We start from the raw sequence: 13266 nt of genomic DNA, 5'->3' as shown, positions 1-13266 counted from the left end.
CCCACACCCATCGTCGGGTGATCCAATTCTGACGCACGGTTCCCGACCAATGACGGGTTGTCGCGATGCGACGCCTGACGAAGGCTCGGGCGATCATCACCGAGCCTTCGGGGAGGCGACATTGCACACCTTGCGTCGCGTGTTCGCGGCGGCCGCCGGCGTGGCGACCGTCCTGGCACTCGTCGCCGGCCAGCCGGCCGGCGCACAGGAACCAACCGCACCTGACCAGGGCCTCTACCAGGTTCGCGGTGCCGACACCGCGACGTCCCGCACGGCGGTCGCCCGCAGTGGCGTGGACGTCCTCGGCGCGCGGGACGGCACGATGGAGGTCGTGGCGAGCCCGGCGCAGGCCGACGCGCTGCGGGCGAAGGGGCTCACGCTGGACCTGGCCGGCGACTGGCTGGCCATGCTGGCGCGGCGAAGCGGCGGCGTGTCCCGGGCGGCGGCCGCGGACTTCCCCGCCGGTGACGAGGGCTACCACACCTACGACGAGATGGTGGCCGCGCTCCAGGCCGCCGCGTCCGCGCACCCGGACACCACGGCGCTGTCCAGCCTGGGCGACTCGTACGAGGGCCGGGACATCCCGATCATCAAGATCAGCGACAACGCGGCGGCCGACGAGGACGAGCCCGAAGTCCTGTTCACCTGCAACATGCACGCCCGCGAGCACCTCACCACCGAGATGTGCCTGCACATCGTGGACCGGCTCACGTCGGGCGCCAGCGAGTTCGTGAACAGCCGCGAGATCTACGTGGTGCCGTCGCTGAACCCGGACGGCTCGGTCTACGACATCTCCGGCGGTGAGTACCAGGGCTGGCGCAAGAACCGCCAGCCCAACAGCAACGGAACGGTCGGCACGGACCCCAACCGCAACTTCTCCTACAAGTGGGGCTGCTGCGACGGGTCGAGCACCTCACCGTCCGCTGAGGACTACCGAGGACCGTCGGCCCGGTCGGCGCCCGAGGTGGCGGCGCTGCAGGCGTTCGTGGACTCGCGTGTGGTCGGCGGCGTGCAGCAGATCAAGGGCCACATCGACTTCCACACCTTCTCCGAGCTTGTGCTGTGGCCGTTCGGGCACACCTTCGACACGGTGACCGAAGGCATGACACAGGCGGAGTACGACCACTTCAAGTCGATCGGGCAGCAGATGGCGGCCTCGAACGGGTACACCCCCGATCAGTCGTCCGGTCTGTACATCACCGACGGTGACATCAACGACTGGATGTGGGGCCAGCACAAGGTCCTGTCGTACTGCTTCGAGATGTACCCGTCGAGCGGTGGCCTCGACGGGTTCTACCCGCCGGACGAGGTCATCGCCGAGCAGACGTCCCGCAACGACGGCGCGGTGGACATCCTGCTGACGAACGCGACCTGACCAGGCCCCTGAGGGGCACCCGCGCGGTGCCCCTCAGGACAGGTCGGCCACCGCGGCGACCGCCTCGTCCAGTTGGGACGGGGTCATGAAGTAGTGCGGCGAGGCGCGGATGATCTGGTCCAGGCCGCGGCGGGTCATGTCGTACTGGGTCGACGTCACCCCGGCCAGGGACACCGTGACGCGCCGGTCGCGGAGGCGCGCGCGGACCTCCGCCGCCGGCAGGCCCGCCACCGAGAACGTCACCAGCCCGCAGCGTTCCCTGCCGAGGTCGTGCACCGTCACGCCGGGCAGCTCCGCCAGGCCCTTGCGCAGGTGTTCCGCCCGTTCCTGGACGGCCGCGACGATGTTGTCGATGCCAAGGGACAACGCGTACCGGACGGCCGCGATGAGCCCGAGGCGGTCTGCGTAGTTCGTCTCCCACAGCTCGAACACCCGCGCGTCCGACCGCAGCTCGTACCGGTCAGGCGCCACCCAGGTGCCGCTGTGCAGGTCGACCTGCCGTGGCCGCAACCGCTCGCGGACCCGGCGCCGTACCGCGAGGAACCCGGTGCCGCGCGGGCCGCGCAGCCACTTGCGGCCGGTGCCCGTGATGACGTCCGCGTCGAGGCCGGCGAGCTGGACCTGGCCTGCCGACTGGCACGCGTCCAGCATGACCAGCGCCCCGACGGCATGCGCCGCCTCGACGACCGGCGTCACCGGGTTCACCAGGCCGCCGTTCATGGGGACGTGCACGAGCGAGACCAGCTTCACCCGCTCGTCCAGCATCTCGCGCAGGGCCGCCACGTCGACCGCGCCGTTGGCGTCGGACGGGACCGGTTCGACGGTCGCGCCGACCTCCTCAGCGCGGCGCAGCAACGGGACGGCGTTGCCCGCGTACTCCGCCTCCGTGGACAGGATGCGGTCGCCCTCGGCCAGTGGGATCGCGTCGAACACGGCCAGCCAGGACCGTGTCGCGCTGTCGGTGAAGGCGACCTCGTCCGGCTCACAACCCAACAGCGAGGCGAGCACCGCGTAACCGGCTTCGAGGTCCTCCTCGCGTTCCTCGACCGCCACGTAGCCGCCGACCTCGGCCTCGCGGTGCAGGTGGTTGATCACCTCGTCCAGCACCTGCACCGGCGGCAGCGACGAGCCGGCACTGTCGAGGAACACACCCCGGTGACACCCCGGAGTGTCCGCACGAACGGCATCGAGATCGATCATGACGGCGCCTCCCTCGCTTCGCGGCGCCGGAACGCTCCGCAGGCTCCGCTCCACCGGCGCCCTCCGCGGGCTCGGCGCCGTCCTGAGTACCCATGATTCGCTCCGCAAGCTCCGCTCATCGCGGCGTCCAGTCCTCCAAGTTCCACCACGCGCCCCAGGTGAAGTCCGCGCTCGACGCGTCCACCACCGGCTGGTAGCCGTCCCAGCTTTCGCCTATGACGTAAGTGTGGTTGGGGGCGGCGAGCACCACCATGCCTGGCGCGGTCAGCCACGTCCGCTGCAGTTTCCGGTACGCGGTGGTCCGCTCGGCCGGGTCGGTCGCGGCGCGGCCGGTGTCCAGCGTGGCGTCCACGGTCTCGTTGCGGTAGCCGCCGACTTCGGTGCCGGACCGCAGGACCGGATACAGCGCGGTGTCCGGGTCGAACGGGTCGCCGAAGCTCACGATCGCCGGGCCCGCGGTGAGAGCGGCCTCGTCGGTGGTCGGCTCGGGGGTGACCTGCACGCCGATCGCGGACATGTTGGTCGCGAACGCCTCGGCCAGCGCGGCGGCGACCGTGTCGCCGGTCCGGTACCGCAGGGGGAACGTCGCGGTCGTGCCGTTCTTCGTGCGCACACCGGCGTCGCCGGGGAGCCAGCCGCTGGTGGACAGCGTGTCGAGCGCGCGGGTGAGGTCGTGGGAGTAGGTCGCGTCCGGTTCGACGAACTCGGCGAGCACCTCCGGCATCGGCGTGTACGCCACGCGGCCCTTACCGGCGAGCGCGTTCTTGACCATGGTTTCGCGGTCGACCGCGTAGTTCATGGCGAGCCGCAGGTCGGGGTCACCGGTCACGGGGTTGTCGGTGGGCAGGACGACCGCACGGACGTCCGCGGCGCTGTGGGCGACGACCAGTGTGCCGTCGGTGTCCTCGAACGTCGTGGCCAGCGCGGGCGGCAGCGCGGCGCCGTCAAGCTTGCCCTCGCGGAGCCGTTCGGCGCGGGTCTCGTCGTCGGGGATGAACTCGACGGTGACCTTGGTGATGGCCGGCGCGTCGTCCCAGTAGGACTCGTTGGCCGCGAGAACCAGGCTGCTGCCGCGCGTCCACGACTCCAGCACGTACGGGCCGGTGCCGACCGGGCTCTCCGTGTCGACGGACTCGCTGGACACGATGCCGAGCGTGAGCAGTTCGGGGAACGGCGCGTACGGGGCGGAGAGGTCGAAGCGCACGGTCGCCACGTCGACCGCCGTGACGTTCTTGAGCATCGAGAACCGTTGCCGCGCCGGCGAGTCGCGTGCCGGATCGAGCAGCGCGCGGTACGTGGCGACGACATCCTCCGCCTCCAACGGGGAACCGTCGCTGAACGTGACGTTCGACCGCAGCGCGACGGTCCACGACAGTCCGTCCGAGGCCGGCTCCGGCAGTCGAACCGCCAGCGCCGGGCGCAGGGCGAGGTTGGACTGGTACTCGACGAGTCCGTCGTAGAGCTTCGCGGCGCCGTGCTCGGCGTACCCCGCGAGCGGGCTGAGGTCGGCCGGTTCGGCGGCGACGGCGATCACCAAAGAGGTGCCGTCCGGGTCGCCTGAGGCCGGGGGTGCCGGGTCACCGGTGCAGGCGCCCAGCAGTGCGACCGCGAGCAGCGGCAGTAAAAGACGCGACTTGTTGGGCACGAGGCTCGACCCTAGTCGGGCGGCCTATCCTCGCGTGGAGGGATAGCGTTTTCTCACTGCCGGAGGTCGTCGCTGTGCGTGTCGCCCTGAGCCAGATCACATCCTCTCCTTCACCGGCTTCGAACCTGACGCTCGTCGAGGAACAGGTGAAGGCCGCCGCCGCGGACGGCGCCTCCGTGGTTCTGTTCCCCGAGGCCACGATGGCGTGTTTCGGCACGTCACTGGGCCCGCTGGCGGAGTCGCTCGACGGGCCGTGGGCCTCCGCCGTGCGGGAGATCGCCTCGGCGCACGGCGTGTTGGTGGTGGCAGGGATGTTCACGCCCGCGCCGGACGGGCGGGTGTTCAACACGCTGCTGGCGACGGGGCGTGACCAGCACGTGGGGTACGACAAGATCCACCTGTACGACGCCTTCGGTTTCCAGGAGTCCCGGACGGTGGCGCCGGGCGCCGAGCTCGTGGTGCTGAACGAGGTTGGTCTGGCCACCTGCTACGACATCCGGTTCCCCGGCGTGTTCACGGGGTTGGCCGACCGAGGCGCCTCGGTGATCTTGCTGGGCGCGTCGTGGGGCGCCGGGCCGGGGAAGATCGCGCAGTGGGAGCTTCTGGTGCGCGCACGGGCGCTGGACTCGACGTGCTGGGTCGTCGCGTGTGGACAGGCCGACCCCGGGGTGCCGACGACGGCACCGACCGGCGTCGGGCACAGCCTGGTCGCCGCCCCGGACGGATCGGTACTCGTCTCCGCCGGCCCGGACCCGGAGCTGCTGGTGGTGGACCTCGACCTGGACCTGGTCACGAAAACCCGCGCAAACATCCCGGTACTGGCAAACCGCCGCCTCTGACCGAGCGCGTGTCCAACGCCCAGGACCCGCGTGTCCAACGATATGGACCGGTGAGTTCAACAAATCGCGTAACTCCGATTTGTTGAACTCACGCGTCTGGACTGTTGGACACGCTCGTCCGGAGTGTTGGACACGCGAGGGTTCAGCGTGGGGTCGCGATGATGCGGGCGCCCTGTGCCGGGATCAGCGTGATGTTGCGGGGCTTCGTGCGTTCCGGTCGTGCTTCGGCCGGGTGGATGTCGTAGCGGAGCAGGGCCTCGCGCAGGACCGCGACCGCTTCCTGTAAGGAGAAGCCCGCGCCGATGCAGCGGCGCACACCTCCGCCGAACGGGATCCACGTGCCCGGCTCCGGTTGCTTGCCGAGGAACCGTTCCGGCCGGAACTCCCGCGGGGACGGGTGTGCTTCCGCGTCGCGGTGGACGAGGGTGATGCTCGGGGCCACGACGGTGCCGGCCGGCAGGCGGTAGCCGGCGATCTCGGTGGGCTCGGTCAGCTTGCGGGCCACGTTCTGGATCACCGGGCGGCGGCGCATGGCCTCCTTCGCCACGGCTTCGAGGTACGCGTCGTCACCGTCGTCGGCCGCCTGGCGGGCCGCCCGCAGGATCGCGGGACGCCGCGCCAGCTCGTGAAAGGCCCAGGCCAGCGCGGTCGCGGTGGTCTCGTGGCCGGCCAGCAGCAGCGTGATCATGTGGTCGCGCAGCTCGCCGTCGGTCAGCTCCTCGCCGGCCTCGGTGAGCAGACGGGACAGCACGTCGCCGCGTTCGGACAGGTCGCCGCTCGCGCGCCGGTCCGCGATCTCCGCGTACAGCAGGCGGTCCACGGCCTGCAGGTTCTCCCAGTTGCGGCGAAGCGGGCCGAACCGGCTCAGCCGCGGATAGCTCCAGCCCAGCACGGTCAGCGGGCCGATCTCCGAGATGCGGCGCAGCCGTGGCCGCAGCTCCGCCAGACGCGGGCCGTCGGACAGGCCGAAGACGACCCGCAGGATGATCTCGAGCGTCACCGCGTTCATCCGAGGGTGCACGGGGAACGGCGTGTTCGTTGGCCAGTTCGAGACGTTCTCGACGGCCAGCTCGGTCATCATGTCGCGGTAACCACGCAGCGCGGCCCCATTGAACGCCGGCATGAGCAGCTTGCGGGCGCGCAGGTGGACGTCCTCGTCGGTGACCAGCACCGAGTTGTGCCCCATGACCGGCGCCAGCATCCCGTTGCCCTCGCCGGCGTGGAAGATCGTCGCCGCCCCGGCGAACACCTGCCGGATGTGCTCGGGGAGGGTCAACGTGACGACGGTGCGCCCACCGGCCACCCGGATCAGGAAGACGTCCCCGTACCGGCGGTGCCAGCGCGCGAGGATGCGCCGGCGTGCGCTGAGGAACAGGGCGGTCTGAACGAGTCGTGGCAGTCTCGAGCCGGGTGGCAGGGTGGTTCCTGGGGTTGCCTCGACCGTGGCCATGCCAAAAGTTATACGCCCGTATAGATGGCGCTCACAAGTACGATCAACCGGTGAGCCATCGGGACCAGCTGCTCGCCGCGGCGCGACAACTCTTGGAGGACAAGGGGTACGCGCACATCACGGCGCGGGACCTCGTCGCAGCGTCGGGTACGAACCTGGCCTCCATCGGATACCACTTCGGCTCGAAGGCAGGGCTGCTGAACGCGGCCCTGGGGACCGTGTTCGAGGAGTGGGCGGCACAGCTGACGACGATCGCGCTGGCGGACCCGGCGGCGTCGCCCCTCGAACGAGCACACCGCACCTGGGTCGCGTTGCTGGATGGCCTCAACGGGCGGCGGGCCCTGCTGGTCTCGTTCGTCGAAGCCGTGGCTCAGGCGGAACGGGACCCGGAACTGCGGGAACAACTCGCGGGCATGTACCGGGGCGTGCGCGCACGGGTCGCCGAGATCGTGGGCCGTGCGCTGGACACCGACCCGGAGGACCCGCGCTGCACCGCGGTGGCCAGCTGGATGATGGCCGTCTGCGACGGGTTGTCGATGCAGTGGCTGCTGGATCCCGCCGCCACACCGCACGGCCCTGACCTGCTACGTGGACTGGCCGACCTACGAAAACTGTCGGAGTGAACGACATGGATCAGTACGAATCGAAGGTGTTTGTCTCGATCGGGAGGCCGGTCGACGCCCGGGTCGACCGGGTCGCCGTGCGGTTGCCCCGCGCCGTGGCCGAGGCCGCGGTGTCCGCCTCGGAACGGGACGAGCCCGCCGACGAGACCCACGCGACATTGGCTCCGATCGGCCTCGCGATCTCGGAACGCGGTCGCTGGGCGGACGACGCGGTCGTCGTCGACCTGGATGTCGCCACCGCCTGCGCGGCCGCGCGAGCCGCCCGCTAGGTCACCAGGTCCAGCCCCAGGTCGAGAGCCGGTGCCGAATGCGTCAGCGCGCCGACCGACAGATAGTCGACTCCCGTCTCCGCGTACACGCGGGCGTCGGCGAGCTTCAGCCCGCCGGACACCTCCAGCTTCGTCGGGGCGCCCAGATCGGCGACCCGGCGGACCGCCGTCACACAGTGCTCCGGCGTGAAGTTGTCCAGCAGCACCAGTTCCGCCTTCTCGGCCAATGCCTCGTCGAGCTGGTCGAGGGTGTCGACCTCCACCTCGCACGGCAGCTCCGGCGCCTGTGCGCGTGCCGCCCGCAGTGCCGCGACGACGGAACCGGCAGCCGCCACGTGATTGTCCTTGATCAGGACCGCGTCGCCGAGACCCAGGCGGTGGTTGACGCCGCCACCGCAGCGAACCGCGTACTTCTCCAGCAGTCGCAGGCCTGGCAACGTCTTGCGGGAGTCGCGGATCGCCACGCCGGTGCCCGCCACGGCGTCCACCCACGCCGCGGTCGCCGTCGCCACACCCGACAGGTGGCACAGGAGGTTCAGCGCGGTGCGCTCCGCGGTCAGCAGGGCGCGGACCGGAGCACGCACGACGAGCGCGTCGTCGCCGGGACGGACCCGCGCCCCGTCCTCCATTGTGGACAGCAGTTCGTAGTCGCCGATCACCTCGTCGAACACCGCCCGCACAGCTGGCAGACCGGCCAGCGTGCCGAACGCGCGAGGTGAGATGGTCGCGGTGGCCACGGCATCCGCGGGAACGGTCGCCGCGGTGGTCGCGTCAGGGCCGTAGCGCAGGTCTTCGTCCAGCGCCGTCCTGACCACGCGCCACAGGTCTTCGGTATCGATCACGCCGCTCACGCCATCCCCTCGCAGGCTCGGTGACGCCGTTCGTCGGCGTGGTGTCCATGGTTCGCTCCGCAAGCTCCGCTCACGCCGCTCACGCCATCCCCTCGCAGGCTCGGTGACGCCGTTCGTCGGCGTGGTGTCCATGGTTCGCTCCGCAAGCTCCGCTCACGCTGCTCCCCTCGCGAGTACGGGTTCCGCGATCATCGGTTGGCCGGACGGCGTCAGCCGCACCGTCAGGCTGCTCGTCCATTCCCTTGCCGTGTCGGGGAAGTCGTCGCGGACGTGGCAACCGCGGGACTCCTCGCGCTCGGCAGCGGCCGCGATCAGGGCCCTGGCGGTCAGCGTGAGCGCCGCGTCCTCGACCAGCTCGCGTGTCTCCAGTGGACGGTCCACCGCGGACACGTCGAGCACCGAGCCGACCACCGCGAGACCCTCCGCGTCCCGGCCGATGGCCGCGTACCGGCTCATCACCCGCTGCAGCGTGTCCCGGTCCGCGACCGGCGCCACCGGCACCGGTGGGCACGCCGCCAGGCGCCGCTCCGCCGGCACACCCAGCGCCAGGTCCGCCGCCACCGACTCCGCGGCACGCCCCCCGACGACCAGGCCCTCCAGCAAACTGTTGGACGCCAACCGGTTCGCGCCGTGCAGGCCGGTCCGCGCGACCTCGCCGGCCGCGTACAGACCAGGCACCGGCGTCCGACCGTCCACTGTGGTCACGACGCCGCCACACGAGAAATGTGCCGCCGGGGCAACGGGAATCGGCGCGACCGACGGGTCGACGCCAACCGTGAGGCAAGCGGCCAGCACGGTCGGGAAGCGCCGCCGGAACTCCGCCGCCGACAGGTGCGTCGCGTCCAGGTACACGTGGTCGTCGCCGAGTTCGGCCGCCCGGCGGGTGATCGCCGCCGACACCACGTCCCTCGGTGCCAGGTCCTCCTGCGGGTGCACGCCGACCATCACACGCGAGCCCCGCGCGTCGACCAGCACCGCACCCTCACCCCGCACGGCCTCGGTGACCAGCGGGCAGCGCCCTCGGGCGCCGGCGCCCGTGTACAGCACGGTGGGGTGGAACTGCACGAACTCCAGGTCCGCGACCGGCGCGCCGGACCGCAGCGCGATCGCGACCCCGTCGGCGGTCGCGACGGCCGGGTTCGACGTCGCCTGGTACAGCTGGCCGAGCCCACCGGTCGCGAGCAGAACCGCCGGCGCCACAAGGATTCCCGGTCTGCCCTCACCGTCGAGCACCAGCAGCCCCGCGACCTCGCCGGCCGGGGTGCGCAGCGTGTCGACCGCGGTGTGGTGCTCCAGCACCGGGACCAGATCGTCGCGGGACGCCGCCAGCAGCGCCCGCTCGACCTCGGCGCCGGTCGCGTCACCGCCGGCGTGCACCACACGGAACGCGGTGTGCCCGCCCTCGCGGGTACGGGCCAACCGGTCGCCGTCTGCGTCGAACACCGCGCCACGTTCCCGGAGCCGGGCGACCGAGGCCGGGCCGGCGCCGATGATCCGCGACGTCGCCACCACATCGCACAGGCCGACGCCCGCGACGAGCGTGTCGTCGACGTGCCGGGCGATCGAGTCAGACTCGATGTCCCCCAGCACGACCGCGACGCCACCCTGCGCCCAGCGCGTGTTGCCGCCGTCCGCGGCCTCCTTGGTCACCACCAGCACGTTCAGGCCCAGCTCACGGGCCCGCAGCGCGGCGGTCAGCCCTGCGACGCCGGTACCGACCACCACCAGGTCGGCGTGCGCCTCCCAGCATGGCCCGGCGGTCACTCGCCACCACCGGACTTGCCGATCTCGATCATCCGCTGGACAGCGCCCCGCGCGCGGGCGGCGGTGTCGGCGTCGACATGCACCTCGTCCTTGCCCTCGCGCAACGACCGCAGGAGAGCGGCCGCCGTGATCATCTTCATGTACCGGCAGGACGCGCGGTCGTTCACGGCGCGGAAGTCGATCTCGGGGGCGGCCCGGCGCAGCTGGTGCAGCATGCCGACCTCGGTGGCGACGAGGACCGTGCTGGCCTTCGTGGCACGCGCCTCGGTCACCATGTCGCCGGTGGACAGGATCTTGACCTGGTCCTTCGGGACCACGCCCTCGCCGGCGAGGTAGAGCGCGGAGGTCGCGCAGCCGCATTCGGGGTGGACGAACAGGTCCGCGTCCGGGTTGGCGGCGGCCCGCGCGGCCAGCTCCGGTCCGTTGATGCCGGCGTGGACGTGACACTCGCCGGCCCAGATGTGCAGGTTCTCGCGGCCGGTCTCACGCTTGACGTGCGCGCCGAGGAACTGGTCCGGCAGGAACAGCACCTCGCGGTCCTCGGGGATCGAGCGGACCACGTCGACCGCGTTGGAGGACGTGCAGCAGATGTCGGTCTCGGCCTTCACCTCTGCGGTCGTGTTCACGTAGGACACGACGACCGCGCCCGGGTGCTCGGCCTTCCACGCGCGCAGCGCGGCGGCGTCGATGGAGTCGGCGAGCGAGCAGCCGGCCCGCGCGTCCGGGATGAGGACGGTCTTGTCCGGGCTCAGGATCTTGGCGGTCTCGGCCATGAAGTGGACGCCACAGAAGACGATCGTGGACGCGTCGCTGGCGGCGGCGATCCGGCTCAGCGCCAGCGAGTCGCCGGTGTGGTCGGCGATGTCCTGGATCTCCGGCAGCTGGTAGTTGTGCGCGAGCAGCACGGCGTCGCGTTCCCTCGCGAGCCTGCGTACCTCGTCGCGCCACGCGGCGTCCGGCTCAACTCCGGAATACGGCGTTAAGTCTTGCTCCAACGTTGCGGCCACTTGTTCCTCCGTGGGCTACGGTCCGCCTGTCGGTTTCCTCTCCCGAGGTTTTCGCCTTAGGATCGAAAACATGGCTAATGCTACCACCGCGTTAACCGGGGCTGTCCACGAAGTACTGGCCGCGGTGCTCCAGGTGCGAGCGGGATCACTCCAGGTCCTGCTCTGGGAACGCGGGCAGGAGCCGCACGCGCACCGATGGTCACTGCCGGGCGGGCGGCTCGGTCCGGACGAGGATGTGGAGACGTCGATCCGGCGTCAGCTGGAGGAAAAGGTCGACGTGCGGCAGTTGTCACATGTCGAGCAGCTCGCGGTGTTCAGCACACCGGACCGGGTGCCGGGCGAGCGCGTCATCGCCTCGGCGTTCCTCGGGCTGGTGCCGTCGGACGTCGACCCGGCACTGCCGTCGGACACCGCGTGGCACCCGCTGGCCGCGCTCCCCCGAACCGCGTTCGACCACGAGTCCATCGTCCGTCGCGCGCGGGACCGGCTGCGCGCCAAGCTGTCGTACACGAACCTGGGGTTCGCGCTCGCGCCGCCGATGTTCACCATCTCCGCGCTGCGGTCGTTGTACTCGGCCGCGCTCGGGTACCGCGTCTCGGCGACCAACCTCCAACGCGTGTTGTCCCGGCGCGGCCTGCTCGAGCCCACCGGTGACACCGCGCCACCGGGCAAGGCCGGTGGTCGTCCGGCCGCGCTGTTCCGGTTCACCCAACGAGGGATCGAAGTGACGGACCCGTTCGCGGTACTGCGCCCGCCGGGAACCGCGCGAAACCCTGCCGGCGACGACACGGAAAGTGCGGTTTCCTAGGCCGGATCGTTCGCACCGATGCGCGCGCACCAAGCGCGCGGCGGTGTGGCGACCTAGCCTTAGGTCCGTGTCCCAGACGTCAGCCATCCCGTTGCCGCTCTTTCCGCTGCGCACGGTGCTGCTGCCCGGGGTGCCGCTGCCGTTGCACATCTTCGAGCCGAGGTACCGACAGCTGACCGTCGACCTGATGACCGGAACGGTGCCGGAAAAGCGGTTCGGCGTCGTCGCACTGACCCCCTCCGCGACCGTCGAGGTGACCTCCCTGGACCAACTTCACCCGATCGGGTGCACAGCGGTGTTGCGGCAGGCGTCCCGACTACCGGATGGTCGCTTCGACATCGTGACGGTCGGCGAACGACGGTTCCGGCTGCTGGACCTGGACTGTGTGGCTGCGCCGTACCTGATGGGCACGGTCGCGTGGGTGCCCGACACCCCGCCGACGATCCTGGGTCAGCCACCGGCGACCGACACGGTCGGCTCGCTCGCGGCAGCGGCCCGCGCCGCCTACCGCCGGTACTGCGAGTCCGCGTGGCGCCGCGGCGACTGGGTGGAACCGGACGAGGACGTCGACGTGGCTGCCCTCGCACACCTGCTGTCCACGGACTGCCTGTTACCACTGGAGGATCGACAACGCATCCTCGAGGAGACCCGCCCGCTGCACCGCCTGCGCCTGGTGACGCGCCTGATCAGCCGGGAGGCGGGCATCCTCGCCACGCTGCGCGCGGTTCCCGCTCCCCCAGCCGAACTGAACCAACAGGCGATCGAGAACTAAAGAGCCGCAGGCTTTGCCGCGTCGAACACCTCGCGTGGTACCCGCCTCAGCCCAGGCGGCGGCCCAGGTCGTCCATCCCGTTCATCGCGGCCAGGATGCCGTACGCGAGCGCCGTCGTCAGCGGCCACAGCAGCAGGACCCACCACGACTCGATCACCGGCGCGACCTGCACGATGTCCAGGGGTTTCACGCTCTGCGGCACCGGGAAGCGGCCCTCCGCCCACGCGACGCCCACCGACTTCGCGAGCCAGCCACCGAGCGCACCGCCTGCGGTCGCCGCCACCATGATCACGGGACCGCGACGTTCCCGCAGGTACCAGGTCGCGACGCCGCTGACCACGCCAGCCCCGAGTGCGAGGAGCATGAAGATCACCAGGTCGTCGAACTTGTGGTAGCTGTAGTCGATCGGCGGTACGGCCACGCCGGTCTGCGTGATCACCTTCTGCTGCGGCGGGGCGAGCATCGACCACAGCCAGCCGACCGCCAGCCCCAGCACCGCGACCGTGGACAGCACGCTCACCGCCGGCACCAGGTCACGCTTGACGACCACCTTCGCCACGGGCGGGTGCCACGTCTGCGGCGGCGGGAAGATCGGGTACTCGGGCTCCCGGTGCGGCGCGGCCTGCTCCCCGACCGGTTGTTCCGACACTCCGAACCTCCCAC

The 13266-nt window shown here is 70.9% G+C and carries 13 protein-coding genes; 6 read left to right on the top strand and 7 right to left on the bottom strand.

Annotated elements, in window-relative coordinates; translation table 11 throughout:
* Positions 1–121 precede the first annotated feature (121 nt).
* Complete coding sequence (locus VF106_RS11090; protein ID WP_330839541.1) at positions 122–1375, top strand: M14 family metallopeptidase; 1254 nt, start codon at positions 122–124, stop codon at positions 1373–1375.
* 33 nt (positions 1376–1408) lie between these two features.
* On the opposite strand, the gene VF106_RS11085 is transcribed toward VF106_RS11090, so the two are convergent.
* Together VF106_RS11085 and VF106_RS11080 are read right to left on the bottom strand one after the other, a co-directional pair.
* Positions 1409–2575 (bottom strand): aminotransferase class V-fold PLP-dependent enzyme, encoded by a 1167-nt coding sequence (locus VF106_RS11085; RefSeq protein WP_330839540.1) that lies wholly within the window; start codon positions 2573–2575, stop codon positions 1409–1411.
* A 115-nt stretch (positions 2576–2690) separates the two neighbouring features.
* Positions 2691–4220, bottom strand: a complete 1530-nt coding sequence (locus VF106_RS11080; protein ID WP_330839539.1) for an ABC transporter substrate-binding protein — start codon at positions 4218–4220, stop codon at positions 2691–2693.
* A 74-nt stretch (positions 4221–4294) separates the two neighbouring features.
* On the opposite strand from VF106_RS11080, the gene VF106_RS11075 reads away from it, so the two are divergent.
* Positions 4295–5059 carry a carbon-nitrogen hydrolase family protein gene (locus VF106_RS11075; RefSeq protein ID WP_330839538.1) on the top strand — a complete coding sequence of 255 codons (765 nt, stop codon included), beginning with the start codon at positions 4295–4297 and terminating at the stop codon, positions 5057–5059.
* 142 nt (positions 5060–5201) lie between these two features.
* Here the strand turns inward: VF106_RS11075 and VF106_RS11070 are convergent, their stop codons facing one another.
* Complete coding sequence (locus VF106_RS11070) at positions 5202–6509, bottom strand: cytochrome P450 (RefSeq protein WP_330839537.1); 1308 nt, start codon at positions 6507–6509, stop codon at positions 5202–5204.
* Positions 6510–6559: 50 nt separating this feature from the next.
* Between VF106_RS11070 and VF106_RS11065 the strand changes: the two genes are divergently transcribed.
* The gene (locus VF106_RS11065) at positions 6560–7132 is read left to right on the top strand and encodes a TetR/AcrR family transcriptional regulator (RefSeq protein WP_330839536.1); all 573 of its coding nucleotides are present in this window, start codon (positions 6560–6562) and stop codon (positions 7130–7132) included.
* A gap of 5 nt (positions 7133–7137) precedes the next feature.
* On the top strand, positions 7138–7401 hold the full coding sequence (locus tag VF106_RS11060; protein WP_330839535.1) for a hypothetical protein: 264 nt from the start codon (positions 7138–7140) through the stop codon (positions 7399–7401).
* Here the strand turns inward: VF106_RS11060 and nadC are convergent.
* The 3 genes from nadC to nadA all read right to left on the bottom strand — a co-directional run bounded on the left by nadC (position 7398) and on the right by nadA (position 11023).
* The gene (gene nadC / locus VF106_RS11055; protein WP_414638930.1) at positions 7398–8243 is read right to left on the bottom strand and encodes a carboxylating nicotinate-nucleotide diphosphorylase; all 846 of its coding nucleotides are present in this window, start codon (positions 8241–8243) and stop codon (positions 7398–7400) included. The two genes, VF106_RS11060 and nadC, sit on opposite strands and share 4 nt — an antisense overlap.
* Positions 8244–8405: 162 nt before the next feature.
* On the bottom strand, positions 8406–10016 hold the full coding sequence (locus VF106_RS11050) for an L-aspartate oxidase (RefSeq protein ID WP_330839533.1): 1611 nt from the start codon (positions 10014–10016) through the stop codon (positions 8406–8408).
* Positions 10013–11023 (bottom strand): quinolinate synthase NadA, encoded by a 1011-nt coding sequence (nadA, locus tag VF106_RS11045; RefSeq protein WP_330839532.1) that lies wholly within the window; start codon positions 11021–11023, stop codon positions 10013–10015. The genes VF106_RS11050 and nadA overlap by 4 nt, the downstream gene beginning before the upstream one ends.
* Before the next feature lie 70 nt (positions 11024–11093).
* On the opposite strand from nadA, the gene VF106_RS11040 reads away from it, so the two are divergent.
* Positions 11094–11831 (top strand): NUDIX hydrolase, encoded by a 738-nt coding sequence (locus tag VF106_RS11040; RefSeq protein ID WP_330839531.1) that lies wholly within the window; start codon positions 11094–11096, stop codon positions 11829–11831.
* 67 nt (positions 11832–11898) lie between these two features.
* Positions 11899–12603 carry an LON peptidase substrate-binding domain-containing protein gene (locus tag VF106_RS11035; protein ID WP_330839530.1) on the top strand — a complete coding sequence of 235 codons (705 nt, stop codon included), beginning with the start codon at positions 11899–11901 and terminating at the stop codon, positions 12601–12603.
* 46 nt (positions 12604–12649) lie between these two features.
* On the opposite strand, the gene VF106_RS11030 is transcribed toward VF106_RS11035, so the two are convergent.
* Positions 12650–13252 (bottom strand): DUF2567 domain-containing protein, encoded by a 603-nt coding sequence (locus tag VF106_RS11030; protein ID WP_330839529.1) that lies wholly within the window; start codon positions 13250–13252, stop codon positions 12650–12652.
* Positions 13253–13266: the final 14 nt, after the last annotated feature.

The organism is Actinophytocola sp. (genome assembly GCF_036378875.1).
Classification (GTDB): domain Bacteria; phylum Actinomycetota; class Actinomycetes; order Mycobacteriales; family Pseudonocardiaceae; genus Actinophytocola.
The sequence above is the reverse complement of the archived record's forward strand: the minus strand, read 5'-3'. Positions and strand labels throughout refer to the sequence as shown.

Excerpts from the sequence above, each read along its gene's own strand:
- VF106_RS11085 (WP_330839540.1), bottom strand. The coding sequence starts at position 2,575 with ATGATCGATCTCGATGCCGTTCGTGCGGACACTCCGGGGTGTCACCGG.
- VF106_RS11070 (WP_330839537.1), bottom strand. The coding sequence starts at position 6,509 with ATGGCCACGGTCGAGGCAACCCCAGGAACCACCCTGCCACCCGGCTCG.
- VF106_RS11060 (WP_330839535.1), top strand. The coding sequence starts at position 7,138 with ATGGATCAGTACGAATCGAAGGTGTTTGTCTCGATCGGGAGGCCGGTC.
- VF106_RS11040 (WP_330839531.1), top strand. The coding sequence starts at position 11,094 with ATGGCTAATGCTACCACCGCGTTAACCGGGGCTGTCCACGAAGTACTG.